Annotated in this window: 23 protein-coding genes; 16 read left to right on the top strand and 7 right to left on the bottom strand. The window is 35.7% G+C overall.

The features are described 5' to 3' along the window. Positions 1 to 39 precede the first annotated feature (39 nt). Entirely contained in the window at positions 40 to 1,059 is a 1,020-nt protein-coding gene (locus SJW71_RS02760; protein WP_312506981.1) for a siderophore ABC transporter substrate-binding protein, read from the top strand. Position 1,060: 1 nt separating this feature from the next. Continuing rightward, entirely contained in the window at positions 1,061 to 1,375 is a 315-nt protein-coding gene (locus tag SJW71_RS02765; RefSeq protein ID WP_274794734.1) for an antibiotic biosynthesis monooxygenase family protein, read from the top strand. Positions 1,376 to 1,468: 93 nt separating this feature from the next. Here SJW71_RS02765 and SJW71_RS02770 read toward each other — a convergent pair whose 3' ends face one another. Continuing rightward, the gene (locus SJW71_RS02770) at positions 1,469 to 2,005 is read right to left on the bottom strand and encodes a hypothetical protein (RefSeq protein WP_274794733.1); all 537 of its coding nucleotides are present in this window, start codon (positions 2,003 to 2,005) and stop codon (positions 1,469 to 1,471) included. Positions 2,006 to 2,355: 350 nt separating this feature from the next. Here SJW71_RS02770 and SJW71_RS02775 point away from each other — a divergent pair, with 350 nt between their 5' ends. The 8 genes from SJW71_RS02775 to zupT all read left to right on the top strand — a co-directional run bounded on the left by SJW71_RS02775 (position 2,356) and on the right by zupT (position 9,477). After that, the gene (locus tag SJW71_RS02775) at positions 2,356 to 3,258 is read left to right on the top strand and encodes a polyprenyl synthetase family protein (protein ID WP_312506980.1); all 903 of its coding nucleotides are present in this window, start codon (positions 2,356 to 2,358) and stop codon (positions 3,256 to 3,258) included. Between the two features lie 12 nt (positions 3,259 to 3,270). Then, the gene (comX, locus tag SJW71_RS02780) at positions 3,271 to 3,429 is read left to right on the top strand and encodes a competence pheromone ComX (RefSeq protein ID WP_274794730.1); all 159 of its coding nucleotides are present in this window, start codon (positions 3,271 to 3,273) and stop codon (positions 3,427 to 3,429) included. Beyond that, entirely contained in the window at positions 3,420 to 5,723 is a 2,304-nt protein-coding gene (locus SJW71_RS02785; RefSeq protein WP_274794729.1) for a sensor histidine kinase, read from the top strand. The genes comX and SJW71_RS02785 overlap by 10 nt, the downstream gene beginning before the upstream one ends. Continuing rightward, positions 5,698 to 6,318, top strand: a complete 621-nt coding sequence (locus tag SJW71_RS02790; protein WP_274794728.1) for a response regulator transcription factor — start codon at positions 5,698 to 5,700, stop codon at positions 6,316 to 6,318. The genes SJW71_RS02785 and SJW71_RS02790 overlap by 26 nt, the downstream gene beginning before the upstream one ends. A 420-nt stretch (positions 6,319 to 6,738) precedes the next feature. Continuing rightward, a complete protein-coding gene (locus SJW71_RS02795; RefSeq protein ID WP_312506978.1) occupies positions 6,739 to 7,638 on the top strand; it encodes a hypothetical protein in 900 nt (299 codons plus the stop codon). Between the two features lie 39 nt (positions 7,639 to 7,677). Continuing rightward, complete coding sequence (locus tag SJW71_RS02800; RefSeq protein WP_312506977.1) at positions 7,678 to 7,809, top strand: hypothetical protein; 132 nt, start codon at positions 7,678 to 7,680, stop codon at positions 7,807 to 7,809. Positions 7,810 to 7,894: 85 nt separating this feature from the next. Next, entirely contained in the window at positions 7,895 to 8,503 is a 609-nt protein-coding gene (locus SJW71_RS02805) for a phosphatase PAP2 family protein (protein WP_431811728.1), read from the top strand. 164 nt (positions 8,504 to 8,667) lie between these two features. Then, positions 8,668 to 9,477 (top strand): zinc transporter ZupT, encoded by an 810-nt coding sequence (gene zupT / locus SJW71_RS02810; protein ID WP_274794723.1) that lies wholly within the window; start codon positions 8,668 to 8,670, stop codon positions 9,475 to 9,477. Positions 9,478 to 9,534: 57 nt separating this feature from the next. On the opposite strand, the gene SJW71_RS02815 is transcribed toward zupT, so the two are convergent. The 3 genes from SJW71_RS02815 to thrC all read right to left on the bottom strand — a co-directional run bounded on the left by SJW71_RS02815 (position 9,535) and on the right by thrC (position 12,299). Further along, positions 9,535 to 10,221, bottom strand: coding sequence for a 2-hydroxy-3-keto-5-methylthiopentenyl-1-phosphate phosphatase (locus SJW71_RS02815; RefSeq protein WP_274794722.1), 687 nt, complete (start codon positions 10,219 to 10,221; stop codon positions 9,535 to 9,537). Between the two features lie 132 nt (positions 10,222 to 10,353). Continuing rightward, a complete protein-coding gene (thrB, locus tag SJW71_RS02820) occupies positions 10,354 to 11,250 on the bottom strand; it encodes a homoserine kinase (RefSeq protein WP_274794721.1) in 897 nt (298 codons plus the stop codon). After that, positions 11,247 to 12,299 carry a threonine synthase gene (gene thrC / locus SJW71_RS02825; protein WP_274794720.1) on the bottom strand — a complete coding sequence of 351 codons (1,053 nt, stop codon included), beginning with the start codon at positions 12,297 to 12,299 and terminating at the stop codon, positions 11,247 to 11,249. Before thrC ends, thrB begins: the two co-directional genes overlap by 4 nt. A 204-nt stretch (positions 12,300 to 12,503) precedes the next feature. On the opposite strand from thrC, the gene SJW71_RS02830 reads away from it, so the two are divergent. Together SJW71_RS02830 and SJW71_RS02835 are read left to right on the top strand one after the other, a co-directional pair. Further along, complete coding sequence (locus SJW71_RS02830; RefSeq protein ID WP_274794719.1) at positions 12,504 to 13,733, top strand: MFS transporter; 1,230 nt, start codon at positions 12,504 to 12,506, stop codon at positions 13,731 to 13,733. Positions 13,734 to 14,049: 316 nt separating this feature from the next. Continuing rightward, entirely contained in the window at positions 14,050 to 14,916 is an 867-nt protein-coding gene (locus SJW71_RS02835; protein WP_431811729.1) for a MurR/RpiR family transcriptional regulator, read from the top strand. A gap of 108 nt (positions 14,917 to 15,024) precedes the next feature. On the opposite strand, the gene SJW71_RS02840 is transcribed toward SJW71_RS02835, so the two are convergent. Next, positions 15,025 to 15,828, bottom strand: a complete 804-nt coding sequence (locus SJW71_RS02840) for an N-acetyltransferase family protein (RefSeq protein WP_431811730.1) — start codon at positions 15,826 to 15,828, stop codon at positions 15,025 to 15,027. A gap of 521 nt (positions 15,829 to 16,349) precedes the next feature. Between SJW71_RS02840 and SJW71_RS02845 the strand changes: the two genes are divergently transcribed. Then, positions 16,350 to 17,276 carry a manganese-dependent inorganic pyrophosphatase gene (locus tag SJW71_RS02845; RefSeq protein WP_274794716.1) on the top strand — a complete coding sequence of 309 codons (927 nt, stop codon included), beginning with the start codon at positions 16,350 to 16,352 and terminating at the stop codon, positions 17,274 to 17,276. A 40-nt stretch (positions 17,277 to 17,316) separates the two neighbouring features. On the opposite strand, the gene SJW71_RS02850 is transcribed toward SJW71_RS02845, so the two are convergent. Further along, positions 17,317 to 18,696 carry an FAD-dependent oxidoreductase gene (locus SJW71_RS02850; RefSeq protein WP_431811731.1) on the bottom strand — a complete coding sequence of 460 codons (1,380 nt, stop codon included), beginning with the start codon at positions 18,694 to 18,696 and terminating at the stop codon, positions 17,317 to 17,319. Positions 18,697 to 18,819: 123 nt separating this feature from the next. On the opposite strand from SJW71_RS02850, the gene SJW71_RS02855 reads away from it, so the two are divergent. The 3 genes from SJW71_RS02855 (at position 18,820) to SJW71_RS02865 (ending at position 22,981) form a co-directional block, all read left to right on the top strand. After that, positions 18,820 to 19,527, top strand: a complete 708-nt coding sequence (locus tag SJW71_RS02855) for a DsbA family oxidoreductase (RefSeq protein WP_274794714.1) — start codon at positions 18,820 to 18,822, stop codon at positions 19,525 to 19,527. A 163-nt stretch (positions 19,528 to 19,690) separates the two neighbouring features. Next, entirely contained in the window at positions 19,691 to 20,317 is a 627-nt protein-coding gene (locus tag SJW71_RS02860; RefSeq protein ID WP_274794713.1) for an FMN-dependent NADH-azoreductase, read from the top strand. Positions 20,318 to 20,620: 303 nt separating this feature from the next. Continuing rightward, positions 20,621 to 22,981 carry a bifunctional 2',3'-cyclic-nucleotide 2'-phosphodiesterase/3'-nucleotidase gene (locus tag SJW71_RS02865; RefSeq protein WP_322610592.1) on the top strand — a complete coding sequence of 787 codons (2,361 nt, stop codon included), beginning with the start codon at positions 20,621 to 20,623 and terminating at the stop codon, positions 22,979 to 22,981. A gap of 384 nt (positions 22,982 to 23,365) precedes the next feature. On the opposite strand, the gene SJW71_RS02870 is transcribed toward SJW71_RS02865, so the two are convergent. Beyond that, complete coding sequence (locus SJW71_RS02870) at positions 23,366 to 23,893, bottom strand: YceI family protein (protein ID WP_312506970.1); 528 nt, start codon at positions 23,891 to 23,893, stop codon at positions 23,366 to 23,368. Positions 23,894 to 23,988 lie beyond the last annotated feature (95 nt).

A 23,988-nucleotide genomic window follows, 5' to 3' on the forward strand; every position in this document is an offset into this window, starting at 1 on the left:
AATACTATCAAATAAATTAATTAAAGGAGAAATATCATAATGAAAAAATGGAAATTACTTACGGTATTAATGGCAATGATGTTATTAGTATTAGCTGCTTGCGGTTCAAAAGACGAAGCAAAAGAAGAAGATAAAGGTACTTCAACTGATAAACCAGCAGAGGAGCAAAATAGTGATTCTTCTGCATATCCATTAACAATTCCAGGTAGCACAATTGAAGGAAAAGATGGTAAGACTACATTTGAAGATGTAACACTTGATAAGATGCCGGAAAAAGTAGTTGTTTTTGATAATGGTTTCCTAGATACATTAGATGCTTTAGGTGTTAAGCCTACTGCGGTGGTACAAGATTCATTACCATCATATTTAAGCAAATTTAAAGATAGCACTTATGTAAATGCTGGTACTTTATTTGAGCCTGACTATGAAAAACTATCTGAAATTAACCCAGATATTATTTTCATCTCTGGTCGTGCATCAGCTGCTTACGCTGAATTATCTAAAATTGCGCCTACAGTCTATATTGGTGTAGATAACAAAAAATTCTTAGAATCATTTGAAGCTAATACAGAATTAGCTGGTAAAATCTTTGGTAAAGAAAAAGAAGCAGCAGATGCGATTGCTGCATATGAAGCAAAAGTAGAAGAAGTAAAAGCTAAAGCAACTGCCTCAGAAGAGAAAGCATTAATTGTTTTAGGTAGTGAAGGTGCTTTATCAGCCTATGGCTCTGGTTCACGTTTCGGTGTGATTCATGATGTATTTGGTGTGAAAGCTGCTGATGAAAAAATTGAAGCTTCTACACATGGTGCAAACGCATCATTTGAATATGTGCGTGATACAAATCCTGATATTTTATTTGTAGTTGACCGTGACGCTGTTGTAAATGAAAATGGTGAATCAGGTACAAAAGCTGCGATTGAAAACGAAATCGTTAGTGCAACAAACGCTGTGAAAAACGGCAAAGTATTCTACCTAGACCCAGAAATTTGGTATCTATCAGGTGGCGGCTTACAATCTGAAACACAAAAAATTGATGATGTATTAAAGGCGTTTAACTAATATGTTTGTACAAATTAAACGTATCGTTGTAACGGAAGGGAATTCGGATAAGGTTGTGGAACGTTTTGGCGCTAAACCTGATGGTCCGTCATTACTTGAACAACAACCTGGTTATATTGATAAGCAGGTGCTTGTAAAAAAAGTTCGCCGTGGTGATGAAGAAGTGCTAATTATGGTTCGCTGGGAATCAGAAGAAGCATGGAAAAACTGGGAAAAGAGTCCCGAGCACATTGCGGGTCATAAGGCAAACGCAGGTAAACCGAAACCTGAATACGTCATTGAAAGCGGACAAGAAGTTTATTACGTAAAAGGTTAATACGTTAAAGGTGTCTCAAGTAAATTGAGACACCTTTTTTGTTATATATAAAGCAGTCAGCACAATTATTATGACTGCTTAGTTAATTGTACTTTAATGTTTGATCGATGTTTTTCTCCATCCGCTAAATGTTGAATCCAAATTAAAGGAAATAGAGCTTTCGTTAATGGATAATCCTGAGATGTTGGCATTATTGAGCCCATCCAACTCTTGAATAGTCTTCTTCGTTTCTAGTCCTCTAGCATTAATGATGGTGTATTGTGGCGTTACATAAATAGAAGGAGATTCAATATTTAATCCAAAAGGAAATGGATGAATGGATGGCATACTAGATAAGCTCTCATCCGATATTCTTATAATGCCGTACTGCTCCATATACTGATCTCTTTTTTGTTGGAAACAATCCTCAAATCCAGGGGTGTCACTAATAAGGCATGAAAAGGTTGAAATGTTTTTATAGGTTGCTAACGTTTCTTGATAAGCTTTTAACTCAGATTGAATAATTATTTGCTCAATCTGTAGTTGATCAGTTGTAGGCTGTTTAATTGTAATTTCTTCAGCTGAGACAGAGATATTACATGAAAAAGTAGCCGTAAGTATTAAAAGCGATTCGTTTAATCCATTTTTCATTTTTAAATCACTCCCAGTGCAAAAGAATTTATATGTATCAATTTATTCACATCGATTCTGACTTTATATCTATCAAAATCTTATTAATATAAGCGTAACATCTATCAGAACGCCATTTCAATGGTGAGTTTACGCCACTTTAATGGCGGGACATGGTTCTCCACCGCCATTTTTTTAGCATTAATTAACAAAAAAATGGCGTGCTTTATGTAAATAACGCCACTTTTTGGCGGACATAACCTTTTTGTGGGATTTGATGGTATTAAATGTATTTAAAATTGTTTTGTCTAGTATTATTTGCCACTAATATATATAATATCTAGTAATAAACGGGAGGGGAGAGAGGACTATTGAACGGTTTTGATGAACGTATTCATGAATCATTGGACATTCTTATAGAAAACGAAACATTACTTGGTGATGAGCTTAAATTGCTGTTAAAAAGTTTTCTAGAAGAGAAAACTGCCGTAGGTTTTTCTTTTGGTAAGTTATGTTTTTTGCATTATGAAGCATTTTCGGATGGCATAAATGAAGATATCTATAAAGTAGCTGCAGCAATTGAACTTCTAATATTGTCTTTTGATATTATCGATGATCTGCAAGATAAGGATTCAGACTATATTTGGAACAATACACCTGAGCTATCATTAAATGTTGCCCTAGCAATGCTGATCATGGCCTCTAAAGCAATAAATGAAACGTCATTTGAGCATAAAAGCGCTGCTATAAGACTACTTGAGAAATACGCCTTAATGAGCATTAGTGGTCAACAATTAGACTTACTTAATATTTGTCGTGATGAGGAATCTTATGTCCAAATGATTACTCAGAAATCGGGCTCTTTAACAGCGATGGGTTGTTTAATAGGCGAGGTGCTTGCAAAGGGGGAAGTTACGAAAGAAGTAGAGGAATACGGGAAATACATAGGTATTATCCAACAAATTAAAAATGACATTCAAAGTTTGAAAGTATGGGGCCCTAAAAATGACCTGCTAAATAAAAGATACTCCTTGCCTATTATTTATCTCTTATCAAAGAAAAATGATGTTTCAAATTCTGTTGCCAGCTATTATAATGATGATATAGTTACAGTTTTGGATAATAAAGCAACAGAAAACGAGTTGACAAATGGTGGGGCAATACGTTATGCCATTACGATAAAGAATATTTACAAGTTTAAAGCGCTGAATTATCTAGAAAATGTAGCTTTAAATAACCTAGGTAGAGAGTATCTAGAAAAACTATTGAGATGAGGAGAGATTAAAATGATTAATGTAATCCAGTATTTAGAGCAAAATCCTAGCCTAGTTGCACTATTAAAGGAACAAAAAGCCGCATTAATTGGTGTCTCATCTACAGAACAAAAAGCAATTTTAGAATCGTTTAACGGTGATATGAATGCAGAAAGTGAAATTTGGAACTAAAAACATTGCGTAATAAATTGTTTTGGCCTGCTATAATTCTCTATTTAATTATAGGTCTGTATTTAAATTATGTGAATTATAGCGCGCCGTATATTGAAATAGAGGTAGAAAAAGAAGATGGAAAGTGGCTAGTAACAAGACTGTATTATAAAGACTGGGCTAATAGGCAAAATTTATCCATTGGCGATGCCATTTTAACTGTAGATAAGCGTCCAATTGACTCTTTTGATCAGCTAAGGTATAAATCTAGAATACTATCTGCCAATGATTTAACCATAATGAAGCCCAATGGAGATTTAATTAATATACATATTAAGCATTTGGACATCCCTCAGCAGTTTATCTATGTATTAATCATACCAGCTTGTTATTATTTACTAACGTTATTTGTTGCGTTCTACTTACATTTTAAACAAAGGAATTCAAAGTTAGTAGACTTACTTATTCTTTTTGTATTATCTGTTTCATTAGCATATGTAAGTAGCGGTGTCTCTGGCAGGTTAGATGCTATTGGAATTATTGTAAATCGTAGTAGTATGCTGTTATGTTTAGTCGTCTTATTACATTTTTTAAGAAATTATTATTCATTTGTGAAAACAAATTGGATGTTTACCAATAATATCAGGCTCTTTTATATACTTCCTATATTCGCTTTTATACTAGGGTTAATGGGCACTATTTACCCTACTGCTAACGATATTCTTTCAAATATTGTATTAGCTATGTTTCTAATTCTCCTTGTGATTATCCTTAGTATTTTATTAATAAGCTATTTCAAATATAGCTCACCTCAGTTGAAAATTTTCTTAAATAGTATTTTAATACCGTTTCTACCGTTCCTATTTTTATATGCACTCCCAAAAGTACTTTTTCATACGTACATTCTTTCATCTGAGATTAGCTCATTATTTCTATTGCTTATCCCTTTTAGCTTTATCTTTACACAATTAGCAGAAAGGTTATTTGATATTGAGTACCATATTACAAGATTACGTTATTACGTTATTTTTTCTTTAATCTTTACAGTATGGTTTACTGTGGGACTTTATTTTATTGCTGGTCAGTATTTAACAATGACTGCTGTATCAGGGGTTGCTTTCTTTACATTTTCCTCATTAGTTATCCTTTTTTATATAAAAGAAAAGGTCGATTATCGAAAACGGAAGATACTATTTTCGACGAAGGGCGATTATATTCATCAACTATATACTGCTGTGGATAAAATCGGTAAGACCATTAAAATTGACGAGCTCTTAGAAAAATTTGCTTATGAGGTTTCTATGCACCTTGAGCTGGAAGATGTTTTTGTCCTAACATATAACTATGAAACAAATGAATTCATGACAGTTGCTGAGGAAAATTTCACGATCCATCCTGATACAATGGAAGAAATAAGGTTAGGAGAAATAAGAAAGGTTGACAAGGTTTATGTAGCCTTTCTTCATCAGGATGCACGATATAAGAGAGCTTTAGTGCTAGGGCATAATAATACGATTCATTTAAAAGATGAAGAGCTTTTATGGCTTGAGTTACTCCTATTGTATGTAAATAATTTTATTGAAAATACAAAGATGGTAGAAGAACTATTAGAGGAACTAAAGCATATGAAGCAAGCTGACGATGGTCAATTACCATGGCTGAATAAGCTATTATGGATGAGATTCGAAGAAGAAAAGTATTTGCTAGCCCAAGAGTTGCATGACACCAATTTACAGGAACAACTCCATATAGCCCGAGAGGTGGATGTCCTAGTTAATGCAAAAGATACAACGAATATGCAAGAAAAGCTGGCAGAGATTCATAAACAAATGATTACCTCTCTACATGAATTACGTACCTATTGTGAAAATCTAAAGCCGCCGTTACTAGACACACTAGGTTTAAACGCAGCATTAGAAAAATTAATAAGAAAAGTTCAGGAGAGGGCTAACTTTTTGTTAATTTATACGATTGATCGTCTCTATTTAGAGGATGAGCGTATGAATTTAATGATCTATCGATTGTTTCAAGAGCTACTGAATAATGCTTTAAAACACTCTTATGCAACTTCAGTTGAGATTCATTTAAAAGAAAAGAATGATGGCTTTGAAATTGTATATATAGATGATGGTGTAGGATGTAACGTGGAGGATATAATTGTAGCAGAGTCGATGGGTATTCGAGGTATGCAGGAGCGTGTGAAAGCATTTAATGGACAATTTTATATTGACTCAAACGTCAACAGAGGAATGGCTATTAGAATAATTGTGATAGAAGGGAGTGAAACACATGATTACGATGCTCATAGTGGATGATCACCCTATAGTGTTAGAAGGAACTAAAAATTTATTTCAAGACAATGAAGATATTATTATTGATACTGAAAGTGATGCTACCTGTGTCATTCAAAGAATAAATAATAAGCCATATGATATCTATTTAATCGATATCAATATGCCTTTAGAAAATGGAATTAACTTAGCTCGTAATATTAAAGCCATTCAGTCAAATGCTTCCGTTATTCTCTATACAGGAGATGATATCACGGATTATTATCCACTCATTTTAGAAAGAAAAATAGAAGGAATTTTAGCTAAAACTGCCTCTAAGGAGCAAATTTTAAGAACAGTAAGAGCGATTGCAAATGGTGAAATTGTTTTACCTAAAAACTTCTTAGATTTTCTGGATGATAAATTTAAACTGCAGGATGCTAAAGATATTCATTTAAATGAAAAAGAAAAGAAAATATTAAGACTAATAGCGGAGGGGCATACGAATAAAGCCATTGCTATTGAACTCAATATTCCACAGCGCACAACAGAGAGATATTTAACTCAACTTTTTTCTTTGTTAAATGTAGATTCACGAACAGAAGCTGTGAATCTTGCTGAAAGAATGAATTTACTCTAATTTCGTACTATGCTATACTGTTGGTATATTTTTCAATTAAGAGGGTACTTATTGAAAATAAATAACCAACTCTTAACTTAGTAAAATAAATCCAAAATTTTATGTAAAATAGCCTATAGTATAAGGAAAACACCGCCAAAAAAGTGGCGGTGTTTTTCTATGTCCGCCAAATCACGCCAAAAATTGACCTGAATCACGCCAAAAAATTGGCGTAAACCCGAAGTTGAAAATACGGTATAACAACTGGTACGCTTAATTTAACCGTGGTTAAGTAGATTTGCTATAGTAAGTAATATACAAATGATTTTATTAATAAAGCAGCCTGACTATCTATGAATAAAGTAACGTTAGTAGATTGTAGAATGTTACTAGCTAGTCAATATACTTCACCATAAAACTTTATAAAGGTAGGCGTGTATTGTGAAAGTAGAACTTGAAAATTTGTTTTCCATAGATGAAACTAGTGAAGATCAAGTTATTAACGTTTATAATCGTCATGGTATTGCTATTGGTGCGCCTGAAATTAGAAAAAGAAATTTAAAAACAAAATTTAATCCCATTTTTACACTCAACGAAGATGTAACATACGAGAAGGTTACAGCGTTGTACGAATCTTTAGAACGTGAATTTGGTATTGTGTCAATAGGAGAACGTTTTTATTTTGAATTTTCAGATATCGAATATGAAAGGGCACCTTTATTTACTTTAAATTCAACAGGGAATTCTCCAGAAATGTTTTTAGAAGACAAAGGGACACTCTTCTCTTTAAGTACCCATTGTAAATGTTGCGGTCTTATGGATAAAGAGCAGTTATCACCAATAGTAATTGATACAACGCAGATGAAGGATAGACATTTGGTCCATGTAAATGGTTATTGGGTAGCCTCTGAGGAACTGGTATCATTAATGAAAAAGGAAAATCTAGAAGGCTACGAGCTTTTGGAAGTTATCCATCAAGGACCTGAAGAAGGAAAACAACCAGCTTATCAAATCATTCCTAGACAAATGCTACCTGAAAGTAGCAAGGACAGAGTGAAATTATACTTTGCCACTGAACAGCCTCCATGTAGCTGTGGTTTAAATGGAGTAATCACTGGCCCTGATACTTATCATCATGAGGATTTAAAGGATTTAAAAGGTGATGTGTTCTACTCAGCTGAGTTTAGTCATGATGGATTATATCTTTATAGAAAGACATTGTTTAGTAAAAGATTTAGAGAAGCTATTATAAAAAATGGTATTTCTCGAGAAGTAAGAGGAGAGAAAGATCCAAACTTTGGTCCTACAGATTGGCTGTTTGATCCGGTATTAATCAAGTAACCAAAGTTGGAACAATAAAAGGATAAGGGAGTGTTTAGGATGTTTAGAAAAATACTACCTATAGTAGCCATTTTATTTATTGTTGCCTTAGCAGTTTCCGATTATTTTCACAGACAAGATGAAGAATCAATCATGATTTATCAAGAATACAAGAATATAAACCTTTCTTAATGCGAAAGCCTATATTTTCACTTAGGAAGAACGTATTTGTGTTATGATGTGAAGAACATAGCATAAATGTTTTAGAGGTGAAAGTATGAAAAAATGGGCTTATCCATTAGCAATTTTAACATTAGTTATCTTTATTGTTTTAAGAGTAACTTATCAAAAACCGTTTATGAATACATTTGATGCGAAAGTGGCAGATATTTTTTTAGGTAATCGGTTAATCGAGTTCTTTCATTATATAGGGGAGCCCAAATTTGTTGTGATTGTGGCAGTAGTGTTAATCGTTTATTTAGCATGGAAGGTAAAAAATTATCGAGGTATGCTATTTGTTGTGTTAACGTTTGCTGCGGGCAACGTATTAAATCAATTACTAAAGAAATGGGTTCAACGACCACGACCAGAACTGGAGGATCAACTGACATCCTTTAGCTTTCCATCTGGACATGCTATGACAGGTATTTTGTACTTGTTCACAACTGCTTATCTTTTAGCTGAAAATAATAGTAAGAGCCGGAAAATCCTTTTATGGCTTGCAGCAATTATACTTATGATACTTATCGGACTATCACGTATTGCTGGAGCTCGGCATTTTGCTACAGATGTGCTTGCTGGGTGGTGTATGGGCTATACATGGTTTGTCATCTGTGTCATTTGGTATGAACGTCGTAAACGAAACTTTCAATTGAATCATAAATAAACATGTAAGCAGTATCATTCAATATTTGTGTGAATTGATACTGCTTTTTTATGTTCTATTGGGCCTTAGTAAAGAATGATATTCACCTTATAAAAAAGAATTGCGTATAGGAAACTTCTACGTTAAGATGAGTACAATAAGAAAAAGAGAAAAGGAAGAAGGGAATGGACGGAAATGTTTTACTGGCATTGGGATTGACTCTTTTTGCCGGGCTTGCAACGGGTGTAGGTAGTTTAATAGCATTTTTTACATCACGTACAAATACAAAATTTTTATCATTAGCATTAGGTTTTTCAGCAGGGGTCATGATCTATGTTTCCCTAGTAGAGATTTTTGTTAAAGCTAAAGATGCTTTAACCAATGCATTAGGCACAACAAATGGCTATTGGATGACAATCCTCGGTTTTTTTGGGGGGATGTTATTTATTGCTTTGATCGATAAATTTATTCCTAAAGCGACTAATCCTCATGAAGTAAAGCTAGTTGAAGATGTGAATGCGATTAAACCAAAGGTCAATGAAGATCATTTGATGAAGATGGGGATATTTACTGCTCTCGCTATTGGCATTCATAATTTCCCAGAGGGGATCGCCACATTTATGTCAGCTATTAATGACCCGAATGTTGGGATTGCCATTGCCATTGCGGTAGCCATTCATAATATTCCAGAGGGCATTGCTGTATCCGTTCCAATTTTCTTTGCAACGGGTAATCGTCGAAAGGCTTTTAAATTATCCTTTTTATCAGGATTAGCAGAGCCTGTCGGTGCATTAGTAGCATTTTTGCTTCTTATGCCATTTTTAACGGATGTAATGTTTGGTATCGTCTTTGCAGGTGTTGCTGGAATAATGGTCTTTATTTCATTAGATGAATTATTACCCGCAGCGCAAAGATACGATGAAACACATTTGTCGATGTATGGTTTAGTAGGGGGAATGGCGGTCATGGCCATTAGCTTAGTGTTATTAGCATAATAAGTAGAAAACAAGAGAGCCATCTTAGTAAAAGTGGCTCTCTTGTTTATTCTCACATTAAATAGTGGGAACAGTGTTTGTTGAATCCAGAAGTTCTTGGACAATGTGTAAACAATCATGGAAAGTAGTAAAAGGTTTATAAGGAACATGAAGCTCCTCACAGCGCTGGATAAGGTGGTCTCTAGCAAGGACTATATCGGCTAGTTTGGCTGCCTCGAAATCAGATAAAGAATCACCAATCACAATTTTATAATGATCTTCTGTAGCAACCTTCCGCATAACGCTAGGCTTGCAGCAGCCGCAACCTTGCGTGCTAAATTTAGTACATGCTTCGTCACAGCTATTTGGATAAATCAGCTCTATCTGATCACCAGAAAAATCTGCTTTATTACAGTAAATACCTGAAAACGGCCCATATTTCTCAACTAAAGGTTTAATGAAAAAATCAACCCCACCACTTACAATATAAAATGGAATATTGTTGTCTTGGGCATAGTGAACAAATTCGCCAAAGCCTTCACGGATGACCGCAGAATTCATAAGGTACTGTATTACATCATCCTTTTGTTGAGTAGAAAGTAAACGAAACATAGCTGAAAGCCCATCTTTAAAGGAAATTGTTTGCTCCATCATAGCTTTGGCAATTTTCTCAGATTCCTCGGGTACAAATTCAGTCATAAGTGAAAAGATATTATCAGTTTCTGTTATCGTGCCATCGAAATCACAGAATATTATTGGTTGCAAGATAGTTCCTCCTTAGAAACATAAGTTCCTAGTAATCTATAAATGTCTAACCTTATACTTCTATAATATTAGTTTTAACCATACTTCCTTTCAAGAAAAAACGCCTACTATTATAGTAGACGTTTCTTCCAATTATCTATTAACTTGTACACCATGTTCATCGGCTTTTGTCAAAATAACCTGATGTTCAGGGAATTGCTCTTTCATTAAATGAACGAAGTCAGAGGCAATAGCCGAGGGAATGATTGAAATCATTGTTGGACCCGCTCCGCTTAATGCTGTTCCATAGGCACCATTAGCTTTTGCAGCTGTACGAATTTCTGCATACGCAGGAATAAGCTTTGCGCGAAACGGTTCATGGAATAAGTCTGCCTCCATATAACGACCAGCACGCTCGAAGTCCCGTGCCATTAAGGAAGCTGCTAACATATTCGCATTTGCAGAAGCACGCACTGTATAGGATCGATTCAATTGTTCTGGTAAAACAGAACGGGACTCACTCGTTTTTAGTTCAACATCTGGTACATATACAACAAAGGATGCATCGATATCATTAATATGAAATGTATCGACTAGGCCGTTATCGTCCATAGAGGATATGGTTAATCCCCCTAAAACAGAAGCGGTTGCGTTATCTGGATGCCCCTCAATTTGTGAGGATAGATTGAGTTTATCTTGAGTAGTTAAATCTAGCTCACATACTTGGTTAGCAAGCTCAATACCCGCAACAATAACAGCTGCACTACTTCCGAGACCACGTGCTAACGGGAGTTCACTAGCCATTTCAACACGACAAGCAGGTAGTTGTTGACCGTATTGTTGGGCGATTTTTTTAGCAATGACGTATAGTAAGTGTTCTTCTAGCTCAAACTCTTTAGGACCATTATCATCAAGATGAATAATATCCCAATGATCTTGTAAAGTCACGGTAAGTTTTAAGTAAAGAGACAAGCCGAGTCCTATTGAATCAAAGCCGGGACCTAAGTTGGCTGTGCTTCCAGGAACTGAGATTTGCCACGTTTTACTCATAGTACACCCTCAATATATGCACGAATTTCTTCTTCATCATTTTTGAGGGATACAACTTCGACAGAAGAAACATTCATTGCAGTATCAGGATCTTTTAGCCCGTTACCTGTAAAGATCGTTACAACTTTAGCGCCCAGTGGAATTTTTCCACTTTCTACGGACTTAATAACACCTGCTAAAGAAGCAGCTGAACCTGGCTCAACAAAAATACCTTCTGTACTTGCAATTAATTTATAGGCAGCAACAATTTCTTCATCTGTAACCGAATCAATCATACCACCAGATTCATCGCGAGCTGCTTCTGCCAATTTCCAACTAGCCGGATTACCTATTCGAATGGCTGTTGCTACTGTCTCTGGGTTTGCAATCGGTTCGCCTTTGACGATTGCTGCGGCACCTTCAGCCTCAAAGCCATACATTTTTGGTAGACCGCAATCTTTTGCAGCATGATATTCTTTAAAGCCTTTCCAGTATGCTGTAATATTCCCTGCGTTCCCAACTGGAATACACAAATAATCTGGTGCTGAACCTAAGGCATCTACAATTTCAAAGGATGCTGTTTTTTGACCTTCAATACGATATGGATTTACCGAATTTACAAGTGCAACAGGAGTTGTTTCACTCACCTGGCGAACGATATTAAGAGCATCATCAAAGTTACCATCTATTTCAATGATTTTTGCACCATACATGGTAGCTTGTGCTAGTTTACCAAGAGCAACTTTCCCTTTAGGGATGACAACGATTGATTGAATACCAGCACGTGTTGCATATGCAGCGGCAGCAGCCGAAGTGTTTCCTGTAGAAGCGCAAATAACACATTGACTTCCGTCCTCAATAGCTTTTGCAACTGCAAACACCATTCCTCGGTCTTTAAATGATCCAGTCGGGTTTGCACCTTCAATTTTTCCATAAAGCTCAATACCTAGTTTCTTTGATAAATTCACTAAATGTATAAGAGGCGTATTGCCTTCGTTTAAAGTTAAAGCGGGTGTATTTTCAGTTACGGGTAAAAATTGTTTATATTCTTCAATAAGGCCTTTCCACATAACGTTACGATCTCCTTTTGTTCTTATAGAAAGAACAGTTGTTTTTGTATAAAAGACATTTTAACGCAAATTGCACTATTATTTCAATAGCATTTCGTTAATTGTCGAAACAATTCGGTAATTTGAATTTTACTTGTCACTTTCTTGAAACAACTGTATAGTAATCTTGTAATGTAAAGTCAAGTGTAAAGACAGGTGATTAGGATGACAATAAATACAGCCGTAACAAATAGACCTCAACAACCCATCTCAAGAAATAAGCTTTTGGGTGTTGCAGGGGTAGGGTGGCTCTTCGATGCAATGGACGTTGGTATATTATCTTTCGTCATTGCAGCGTTAGCAGCAGATTGGGGACTTACACCAAGTCAATCTGGCTGGATTGGTAGTATTAATTCAATCGGGATGGCAGTAGGGGCTCTCTTTTTTGGGGTATTTGCTGATAAAGTAGGACGGAAACAAATTTTTATGTGGACACTTGTTCTCTTTTCTGTTGCAAGTGGTTTGTCTGCATTTACTACGTCATTAACTGCATTTTTAATTTTGCGCTTTTTAGTTGGGATGGGTCTAGGTGGAGAATTGCCCGTTGCCTCTACATTAGTATCTGAAAGTGTAGCAGCAAAAGAAAGAGGGCGAGTAGTTGTTTTACTAGAAAGTTTTTGGGCAGCAGGATGGTTAATTGCAGCGCTTATTTCGTATTTTGTCATTCCTACATGGGGGTGGCGAGTGGCATTGATACTAACAGCGCTTCCAGCATTTTATGCTATTTATCTTCGTTGGCATCTGCCTGATTCACCTCAATTTACTGTGAAGGAAGAATCTAAAAAAAGAAGCATTAGCCAAAATATGAAAGAAGTTTGGTCGAAGAAGTATGCTAAATCGACATTGATGCTGTGGATTTTATGGTTTACAGTTGTATTCTCCTATTATGGTATGTTTTTATGGCTTCCAAGTGTAATGGTTGGAAAGGGCTTTGATATGATTACAAGCTTTAAATATGTTTTGATCATGACATTAGCTCAATTACCAGGATACTTTACAGCAGCTTGGTTTATAGAAAAATTTGGACGCAAATTTGTCCTTGTTTCTTATCTAATTGGTACCGCTGTGAGTGCATTAATTTTTGGGAATGCAGATACTCTTGCCATGCTGTTAACTTCGGGTATGTTTTTATCTTTCTTTAACTTAGGAGCTTGGGGAGCATTATACGCTTATACACCGGAGCAGTATCCTTCTATCATTCGTGGAACAGGTGCGGGAATGGCGGCAGCTGTAGGGAGAATAGGTGGTATTTTTGGTCCATTGCTTGTTGGTTTTCTATTAACAGCAGGGTATGACATAGGTTTCATCTTTGCCATCTTCTGTGGAGCAATCATTATTGGCGTTGTGGGTGTTATCTTCCTTGGGAAAGAAACGAAGCAACTTGAATTAGAATAGACATGAAATTGAATGTTCTGGATCTGAATAATGGATCCAGGACATTTTTGTCTTTATTCGCTAGTTTAAGAAGTAAAAATGAGTATTTATTAATTTTTATTTAATTTGACTAAATTATTTGTTAAAATGACAAATCAATAAAAAAGTTAAATTATAAACTAAATTGCTATATTAGCAGGTTAATGCGATAAAGATTTTTCAGAAAAGTCATTGTATTCAAATTGTAATCGTGATACTGTATTTTTAATCGAATTTTGAGCCAGTAGGAAACAATCTCCCATTCGTGATAAGGTCATTGAAAGAAAGGTTGTTAGGAATGAGTATTCATGAGGATATAAAGAAAAGGTTTGTAAGGCTGTCAAAGGGTCAACGCAAAGTAGCGCAATTTGTAATGGATAATCCCACTACTGTTATTGCTAATGGGGCTGCAGAGGTTGGCAGACTTGCTAATGTAAGTGAATCTACAGTGATTCGTTTTTGTTATGCCATGGAATTATCAGGGTATGTAGAACTTCAAGAGGAAATAAGAAATGATATCATGTCTCAAAGTGTAGGAACTAACCTACAGCCTACATATACTGCTAAAAAGCTGACCAATTCTAACTTTGGTAAGATTATGCATCGAGATAGCCAACATATTCAAGAAACAATTCAGCTAATTAACGAGCAACAAATTCAAAAAAGTTCAAAATGGATGCATGAAGCAGATAATATCTATATTCTAGGTACCTGTCATCATGCATCTGTGGCGAATTGGCTTTCAAACACATTAAAAACGTTACGTACAAATATTAAGCAACTTCGTTTGGACTCGGAGGAGCTAGTTAATCAAATGAATAGCATGGGCGAACATACGACTTTAATTGTGCTATCTTTTGATAAACAAATGAAAGATATTAAGACAATTATTGAAATTGCCAAGATAAAAAAGGTGAAGATTATTGCCATTACAGGTTCTGCATTTTCGCCTATACGGGAATATGCTAGTGCATTATTTGCTCTTGGCACAAAAAATCATTCTTCGCTAGACATCGCTCCTGTGTTATTTTCTTTCTTGCATGCACTGATAGAGGAAATGATAAGTCAGGACAAGGGGCAGTATGAAAAATATCAGCAATCCTATGAGCAAGTGGAAAATAATGTACTGTTTTTAGATACTGTTAGAGAGAAACAGGTTTTTTAAGGGAGACAACGCATAGATGGTGTGTAACAACACACAAGTCTATGCGTATTTTTTTGAGAAACTAAAAAAAGATGTCCAAATATGATTTAGACATCTAGGAAAAGTGAATTATAGAATTTTACTTAAGCAATATTCGTTAACATAATTATTATTTAATTTAATAGCATTTTGTCGAATGCCTTCTTGTTGGAATCCTAGCTTTGTAAAAAGATGTAGAGCCACATTGTTATGCTCCATAACCGTTAATTCTAAACGAGAAATATCACGTTGTTTAGACCAATTTTCAACAGCCTTCATTAGTGCTGAGCCAATGCCCTTTTGTTGATGTTCTTCCTTCACAGCTAAACGAATAGAGGCAACATGTCTCACTTTTGATTGTTTATACCCATGTACGACAGCATAGCCTGCAAATATCCCATTTAAAACACAAAGTAGAATTGTACGATTTTTTAGTTGCTTCCAATAGGCTAAATTTTTACGAAGTTGTTGAACAGTTAGGTCTAGCTCATTTTGAACATTATACATGAAGTCAGTTTGTTGGAAAATCTCCTCTTGTAAATGAATGAATGAACGAGCATCGGATGCTTCAATCCCTCTAATTATGTATGCTGAAGGGTTTTCCTCATTGTTAGCAGTATTGTTTTCAGTAGTCTTCATTTGAGTGCGAGAGAAAGTGACACTAGTACCTAATTTAACATCAATGACATAATAACCTGCATTTGTCCATGATAAATAATGTGAGAGAGGGGGCTTCGTTTTTTTCCACCAGCTTTTATTTAAGTAGGCGGCGTTTGGTAGTGCTTGTCCCATAATGTTTTCTAACTCACTAAAGGATAAAGTGATTTCTTGTTGTAAAGCTACTTCAAAATAGTTTGCTAAAGGAATGTACTTTTTTTCCATCTTCTTTGTCATCGTAATCCCCATTTCCTGAATATCCAATAATATAGACTATCTGATGATAGCATAAAATTATGATGACTTAAATATGAAAACACAACTAAATATCTATGTAAACTATATATTTTAAAAAAAAGATATATTTTTACTATTGAATGTTAAAAAAAGGCTGGTAAAAATAGATAATAGTATAAGAGGATTTAATCGCCTTTGAATTGTACATTACAGGTCAAGGGGGTTATAATCTATCTATCCTATTCGAAAAGTAAGTTTTTAAACGTTTAGGATTATTTTTCTATAGTAAATTTTAGACAGAACGATTGTAATCTGAGACAAATTGTACCGGTTTTGAGAGAGTTTTTGAGAGATCAGATAGTAAACAACTGTCCAAGATAGGACACCGGCTTTGGGGAATTTGGACCCTTATTTTGCAGAGTCATTAATGGATTCAAAGTTTGACTTTATCGCTTATAAGGCTATAAAGTATGATAAAATAAAATACAAATGTAAGTGCTATTTTAGGAGGAATTGATTCAATGAGTAAAGTATTAGTTTTTGGACATAAAAATCCAGATACAGACACAATCACATCTGCAATTGTATATGCCTATTTAAAACAACAAATTGGTGAGGAAGCTGAGGCAGTGCGTCTTGGAGATGTTAATAATGAAACTCAGTTTGCATTAGACAAATTTGGTTTTGAGGCACCTCGTTTAATCACATCTGTAGTAGGGGAAGCGGACAAAGTAATTCTTGTTGACCACAATGAGTTCCAGCAATCTGCAGACGGTATCGAAGAAGTACAAATTACAGAAGTAATCGACCACCACCGTATTGCCAACTTCCAAACAGCTGATCCATTATATTATCGCGCTGAACCTGTCGGCTGTACGGCTACAATTCTAAACAAAATTTTCAAAGAAAACGGTGTTGCAATACCTGCAAACATCGCTGGTTTAATGTTATCAGCAATCGTTTCTGATACATTACTTTTTAAATCACCAACTTGCACAGAACAAGATGTTAAAGCTGGTGAGGAACTAGCTCAAATTGCAGGGGTGGATGCTGCAGAATATGGATTAGCGATGCTGAAAGCAGGTGCTGATTTATCTGATAAATCTTTAGAAGACCTATTATCATTAGATGCGAAAGAATTCCAATTTGGCGAGTACAAATCTGTTGTGGCTCAAGTCAATGCAGTTGATATTAACGATGTCCTTAATCGCCAAGAGGAGTTAGAAATCTTATTAAATAAAAATGTTGCAGAAAACGGCTTAGATCTATTCTTCTTCGTTGTTACTGACATTTTAAATAACGATTCAACAGCTGTTGCCATTGGACAAGTAGCTGAAGTGGCTGCAAAAGGATTCGGTGCTGAGCTTATCAACAATCGTGTTGTATTACCGGGTGTTGTGTCTCGTAAAAAACAAATTGTACCTGTATTAACAGAAGCTTTAAAATAATATATATAAAAGAGGTTGTCTATAAAGACAGCCTCTTTTTTTAATCTAGTTTTAATGGTTGTACTGCTGGGCCCTCTAGCACCTCTCCTTTTGCATTAAAACGAGAACCGTGGCATGGGCAGTCCCATGTTTCATCCGCTTCATTCCATTTCGTTTTACAACCTAAATGTGTGCAGGTCGGAGCTGTGACATTCTTCATATAACCAGCTATATATTCCTTTGCGACAAAACCACCTACTTTGAGCAACTGCATGAATTGCGCACCGAATTTTGTACGTGATGGTGAATAAAGGGCAATGGCTCCATCCTCACTTCTTGCACCGGTAATAAGGGAGGATAGGATGTCCCCAGCGACAAAGGAATTTGATATACCCCATTTTCGGTAGCCAGTGGCAATGAGCACATTTGGCAAGGAGTTTGTTATTCTACCTACATAAGGTACAATATCTGGTGTTTCAATATCCTGAGCAGACCATCGATAGAGTGGTTGCTGCTCAAAATGCTCCTTCATTTCATTGGATATTGCTTCATAATAAGGCTCTGTATTTACGGTCTCCCCAGCAATATGATTCGCTCCGCCAAGTACTAAGTAATGTTCGTTGTTAATAGTAGCTGTTCGGATAGAACGAGAAGGGAAGTCAACTGATAAATATTGTCCTTGCATCGTCTCTGAAACCTTACTAGCAACCATGTATGAACGACTATTAGACAATTTGAAAAGGTGTAGTCCTCTAAATGCCTCAATTGGATAATGCGAGCACAAAATAAGCTTGTTATATTGAACCGAGATGTTTTTTTCGGTATGTAAGTTATTTTGTGGTATGTTTAATTGCTGTACACGGGTATTTGAATATAGTCTTGCGCCCATAGCCTGTGCCTCTTTTGCAAGAAAATTACTAACCTCTAAAGGATTTATTTGTGCCTGTTGTGACATACATAAGGCTTTTGTAATAGGGAAGGGTAGCTCAGTGTCAGAAGTAATTTTTGACTTAATATTTAAAACCTTATAAGCATTCCACTCTTTTAATAATTGTGCATACCCTTCTTTCGATTGACAATATAATAGCGAATCTACTTGCCGCACACTATTTTCCGGAAGTATTTGTCTGGCTTGATCGATGGCTTGTTGATTAAGCTGATAGTAGAGCTGTGCTTCTTCGACCGATAGTTTTTCTAAAAGATTAGCATACACGATGCTGTGCTGCGCTGTTAATTTCCCTGTGGAATGGCCAGTTGTACCGTGTCCAAAATGGGTATTTGCCTCAAGTAGAACCACATCGACACCAGCTTTTGCTAAGGTGTAGGCTGTATATAAACCAGTCAATCCTCCTCCGATAATACAGACATCACAAGTTACAGAGGAAGTAAGTGAAGAGAGTGATACTGACTCGGCAGTAGCGAGCCAAAGAGATTGTGTCATAGATAAACCTCACATTGTTTTTAACTTCAGTATGTAGATAGGCTTGAAAATTTATGCAATGAAGCATAAATATTGCCTTGGGATTTGCTCTGCCGCTACAATGTAGCAAAAGGAGTGAGTTTAATGAAAATTGAAATTTGGTCTGATTATGTATGTCCATTTTGTTATATAGGTAAAAAGCAATTAGAAAAGGCAATTGAAGATACTGGCTATGGCGGGCAAGTGGAACTAGTCTATAAAAGTTATCAACTAGACCCTACTACTCCAGTGGATTCGAATACTACTGTTTATGAATCCTTAGCGAAGAAATACGGAATGTCTATAGAGAAGGCTAAAGAAATGACACTTGGCGTAACGGAACGAGCGAAAGAAGTAGGCTTAAACTATGATTTTAGCAATTTGATGGAAGAGAATACGCTAAAAGCACATCGACTTGTAAAATGGGCTGAGCAACAGGGAGATGTTACGGCACTAGTGGAGACGCTTTTACACAGTCACTTTATTGAAGGAAAGCGCATAGGTCAAGAAGCTGTTTTATTAGAAATTGCTGAGCAGGTTGGATTACAACGTGATGAGGTTGCTAAGGTTATTGCAAATGATGATTATAAAAATGAAGTGGAAGCGGATATTCAAGAGGGTCTACAGCTTGGCGTTCGCGGGGTACCATTCTTTGTTTTAAACCGCAAATATGGTATTTCAGGGGCACAGCCACAGGAGGTATTCGAAGAAACCTTGCGTAAAGTAGCCGAGGAAGAGGGCTTACAACCAAAGCTAAAGATGGCTGGTTCAGGGGATACTGGTGTATGTACAGATGATAGCTGTAATTTTTAAGAGGGTTTAAATACCTCTTATAATACCGAAAAAATCGTAACATAATATTTCAGTCTAAAGTCTGAGGGAAGGAACATTGACTTTTTAGGTGAAATTTTTTAAGATAAACACATATCTTGAATTCGAGATATCAAAACATGAAATTTAGGGGAGAATTTATATAATGAACGTTTTAGTAGTAAAAGCTAATAACCGTCCAGACGGTATTTCAACAAAAATGTATGATACATTCATGGAAAATGTACAAGGTGTAAACGTTACAACTTTTGACGTATTTGCAGAGGATATGCCTTATTTTGGACAAGACCTTTTCAATGCATTCGGTAAAGTACAAAATGGTGGAGAGTTAACAGACATCGAATCGCGTCTTTTAGCTGCTAAACAAAAAGCAATGGATGCATTAACTGCTGCTGATTTAGTTGTATTTGCATTCCCACTTTGGAACTTAACAATTCCAGCACCATTACAAACATTTATCGATTATGTATATCAAGCTGGATACACATTCAAATATGGCGAAAATGGTGAATTAATTAGCTTAATGACTGATAAAAAAGCGATTGTTTTAAACGCTCGTGGTGGCTACTATTCATTACCAGAAGCACAACCAATGGAAATGTCAGTAAACTACATTAAAAATGTTGTTGGTGGCGTATTCGGTATGGAAATTATCGAAGAAGTAATAATTGAAGGTCACAATGCTTCACCAGATAAAGCACAAGAAATTATTGCAAATGGCCTAGAAGAAGTGAAAAAAGTAGCGCAATCACTACAAACTGTAAATGCATAAAAAATATTTTTTAATAAAAGTCCTCTCATTTTAGAGAGGACTTTTTTATTTTGTGAATAGATGTATGGTGTGGTATGGAGGTCGGACATATTGATATTAATTCATTATTTAGAATTTACATTTACTAACATCCTATTGTGACTATAAAAATAAAAATGATAGTAATCTATTATTTCGGAGAAAAGTAAATACCCATTCTTTTAAAAATACATATATTTAGGACTTTTTATTCAGTAAAAAATAGAGTTAGTTTAATATAATAGGATTTGTAGGAAAATACTTGATTATTAAGGAGGTTGTTGTATGAACAAGAAATTAATAGCTAATTTCTTTGCGATGTTACTAGTTCTATTCGCGTTTATACCATTTGGGCTCTCTGCTGATGCTGCTTCCAATGATGTAACACGTGCAGATTATGTAAAAGAATTAGTAAAAAGTTTAGATGTAGAGCTAGGAGATGGATCTTCTCTTCCATTTACCGATGTCTCTAAAGATTTAGCACCCTATGTAGAAAAGGCCGTACAATTAAAGCTTATTAAAGGTAAAACAGCTACTACATTTGGTCCAGACGATCAATTAACTCGTCAACAAGCATTTGTTATATCCGCTCGTGGACTAGTTAGTGAAAACGCTTCCCTCTCTGTTTTAGAGCAATTTAAGGATGCAGATCAAATAGCAGAGGCATATAAACAAGACTTAGCTAATGCTGTCGCTGCAAATATTTTGCAAGCATTTGAGGATAATACTATTCGCCCTCGCGATTTTGTAACGAAAGAGCAAATGGAGAGTATTGTAGAGCGCTTTGTAGCAGAATACAAAGCACCTTCAACTGGCGTGTCAGTAGACCTTCAAATTTTAGGAACGACAGATATCCATACCAATTTAGCTAATTACAATTACTATCTTGATGCACCGTCATCTGAGGTTGGTTTAGCGAATACAGCTACATTAATTGAACAAGCACGCGCTAAAAATCCAAACACATTACTATTCGATAATGGAGATTTAATTCAAGGTACACCACTTGGCTCTTATAAAGCATTAGAAAGTGTCTTAAAGCCGGGTGAAATTCATCCAGCTATAGCAGCACTTAACGCATTGAAATATGATGGTGGAACATTAGGAAACCATGAATTTAACTATGGTCTAGACTTTTTAGATGAAGTATTAAATGATGCAAAATATCCTGTAGTGAATGCTAATACTTATGATGCAAAAACAAAAGAACGCATGTATACACCTTATGTTATTCTAGATAAAGAAGTGGTTGATAGTACAGGCAAGAAGCATACGCTTAAAGTTGGTGTAACAGGCATTGTCCCAACCAAAATTGTTGAATGGGATGCCATTCATTTAGCAGGTAAAGTTGAAATGCAAGAACCAGTCGAAGCAGTTAAAGAGGTAGTACCAGAAATGCAAAAGGCTGGAGCAGATATCATTGTTGTTCTTTCACATTCAGGTATTGGAGAGGACACTTATGTAAAAGGTGCTGAAAATGTTGGTTACCAACTTGCAGAAATCGAAGGCATCGACGCTTTAATTACAGGGCACTCTCATTTAACATTCCCTGGTGACTATAAGGATTTGAAAGATGTCAATCAAGAAAAGGGTACAATTCATGGTGTTCCTACTGTAATGGCAGGTAGCTATGGTAGCCATCTTGGTGTCATTGATCTAAAATTGGAACAAAAAGGCTCAGAGTGGGTTGTGGTAGATGGCAAAGGTTCATTACAATCGATCAAGCAAGAAGGCTTACAACCATCGACAACCGTGTTGGATGCTATAAAAGAAGCACATGAAGGCACATTAACATACATCCGTCAGCCTGTTGGAGAAACAACTGCGCCAATCCATAGTTATTTCTCAATGGTACAAGATGATCCTTCTATTCAAATCGTAACACAAGCTCAAAAATGGTTTATTGAACAAGAGTTAAAGGGCACTGCTGATGAAAAGACACCAATTCTTTCAGCTGGTGCACCTTTCAAAGCAGGATCTCGAAATAACCCATTGGATTATACAAACATTCCTGTAGGGCCACTTGCTATTAAAAATATGGCCGACATTTATCACTATGACAATACTGTTGCTACTATTAAAGTGACAGGCGCTCAAGCGATTGAATGGCTAGAGATGGCTGCAGGTATTTTTGCAACAATTGACCCGAATAAAACAGAAGAACAAAATATTATTGATTCAGAAGCACGCTCTTATAATTTTGATGTGTTAGATGGTTTAACATATCAAATTGATGTGACATCACCAGCTAAATATGATCGCCGTGGTAATCTTACTGATGAAAAGGCAAATCGTATTAAGAATGTACAATATAATGGTAAGCCAATTGATTTAAAACAAGAATTTATTATTATCACAAACAATTACCGTGTTGGTGGCTCATATGGGGCGACTTTCAAAAATGCTGACGGCTCCAATGTAACAAACTATGCTTATGAAAATCGTCAAGCTGTTGTTGATTATATTATGACTAATAAAACAATTAATCCTGCTGCGGATAATAACTGGTCATTTGTACCGTTCCCGGCAAATACAAAGGTGATATACCAAACTGCAAAAGACGCACAAAAGTTTATTCCTGCAGATAGTGGTATTGAATTTTTAGGAGATACAGAATCAGGCTTTGCTAAATATTTAATTAAATAATGTAAAGCAAAGGAGAGTACGAATTATTCGTTACTCTCCTTTTTATGTCTAATAAAGTTTGATACCGTGTGCCTTGATAGGTTAACATTCCGCTATCGCCTTCAACTAGTTAACCATAGTCGTAGCCATTCACTTTTAGTTCAAGACCTCTCCATTCGTAATAGGAGGTATATGCCCCAGTATTATTTGAGCCACCGCGTATATTAGTACGTTTTGAAACAACCTTGGCAGGTACTGTTAAAATCAGCGAATGGTTATTTTTAGACCAACGATACTGCCAAAAACAATTAAAAAGATGATAGAAATATAAACAGACTCAAATGGTAAACCATGCTCAAACCATAGCAAATGTGTTCTTCCTTTCATTTAAGGTAGAAACTAGCATTAAAGAGGGTTTAGCTCAAGGTCTATGACAATGTCTATTTCGTCACTGATTAATACTCCGCCAGTTTCTAAAAACGTATTGTAGACTAAATTAAAATCACGACGATCGATTTGTGCTTTTGCTTGGAAGCCAAATACTTCTTGTGCCCATGGATTGACACCTTTCCCTGTATATACTGTTGTAAATACGATAGGCTTCGTTATGTTTTTGATTGTTAAATCTCCGTGAATCGCAAAATTTTTTTCACTTAGTTTATCAATATATGTAGAGGTAAATACTATTTTTGGATAGACGTCTGCATCAAAAAAGTCAGGAGACACGAGATGGACATCACGGTCATAATTTTTGGTAGAGACACTAGCCACAGCAATCGTAAAAGAAATGTTTGTATCTTGCATTTGCTCAATATTGGTGGCAACTATGTCAGCGTTGTACGATTCAAACGTACCATGAATTCGGGAAATCATCATATGTCGCACTGAAAAGCTAATTGTTGAATGACTGAAATCAATAGTGTATTTTTTCATTTAAAAACCCCCTAAAACAGCATTCTACAACGATGATAAAGTAAGTAATTGGTTTATTCAATAAATTTTTCATAATTGTGGAAGTGTTATCTTTG

The organism is Lysinibacillus sp. FW12 (assembly GCF_050817245.1).
GTDB lineage: Bacteria > Bacillota > Bacilli > Bacillales_A > Planococcaceae > Lysinibacillus > Lysinibacillus irui.

Bases quoted from the DNA above. Each gene is read 5' to 3' on its own strand.
- SJW71_RS02870 (WP_312506970.1), bottom strand. From the start codon at position 23,893: ATGAAAAAATACACTATTGATTTCAGTCATTCAACAATTAGCTTTTCA.
- SJW71_RS02760 (WP_312506981.1), top strand. From the start codon at position 40: ATGAAAAAATGGAAATTACTTACGGTATTAATGGCAATGATGTTATTA.
- SJW71_RS02830 (WP_274794719.1), top strand. From the start codon at position 12,504: ATGACAATAAATACAGCCGTAACAAATAGACCTCAACAACCCATCTCA.
- SJW71_RS02770 (WP_274794733.1), bottom strand. From the start codon at position 2,005: ATGAAAAATGGATTAAACGAATCGCTTTTAATACTTACGGCTACTTTT.
- SJW71_RS02790 (WP_274794728.1), top strand. From the start codon at position 5,698: ATGATTACGATGCTCATAGTGGATGATCACCCTATAGTGTTAGAAGGA.
- thrB (WP_274794721.1), bottom strand. From the start codon at position 11,250: ATGAGTAAAACGTGGCAAATCTCAGTTCCTGGAAGCACAGCCAACTTA.
- SJW71_RS02855 (WP_274794714.1), top strand. From the start codon at position 18,820: ATGAAAATTGAAATTTGGTCTGATTATGTATGTCCATTTTGTTATATA.
- zupT (WP_274794723.1), top strand. From the start codon at position 8,668: ATGGACGGAAATGTTTTACTGGCATTGGGATTGACTCTTTTTGCCGGG.
- SJW71_RS02835 (WP_431811729.1), top strand. From the start codon at position 14,050: ATGAGTATTCATGAGGATATAAAGAAAAGGTTTGTAAGGCTGTCAAAG.
- comX (WP_274794730.1), top strand. From the start codon at position 3,271: ATGATTAATGTAATCCAGTATTTAGAGCAAAATCCTAGCCTAGTTGCA.
- SJW71_RS02805 (WP_431811728.1), top strand. From the start codon at position 7,895: ATGAAAAAATGGGCTTATCCATTAGCAATTTTAACATTAGTTATCTTT.
- SJW71_RS02850 (WP_431811731.1), bottom strand. From the start codon at position 18,696: ATGACACAATCTCTTTGGCTCGCTACTGCCGAGTCAGTATCACTCTCT.
- SJW71_RS02840 (WP_431811730.1), bottom strand. From the start codon at position 15,828: ATGACAAAGAAGATGGAAAAAAAGTACATTCCTTTAGCAAACTATTTT.
- SJW71_RS02865 (WP_322610592.1), top strand. From the start codon at position 20,621: ATGAACAAGAAATTAATAGCTAATTTCTTTGCGATGTTACTAGTTCTA.
- SJW71_RS02765 (WP_274794734.1), top strand. From the start codon at position 1,061: ATGTTTGTACAAATTAAACGTATCGTTGTAACGGAAGGGAATTCGGAT.
- SJW71_RS02860 (WP_274794713.1), top strand. From the start codon at position 19,691: ATGAACGTTTTAGTAGTAAAAGCTAATAACCGTCCAGACGGTATTTCA.
- SJW71_RS02845 (WP_274794716.1), top strand. From the start codon at position 16,350: ATGAGTAAAGTATTAGTTTTTGGACATAAAAATCCAGATACAGACACA.
- SJW71_RS02800 (WP_312506977.1), top strand. From the start codon at position 7,678: ATGTTTAGAAAAATACTACCTATAGTAGCCATTTTATTTATTGTTGCC.
- thrC (WP_274794720.1), bottom strand. From the start codon at position 12,299: ATGTGGAAAGGCCTTATTGAAGAATATAAACAATTTTTACCCGTAACT.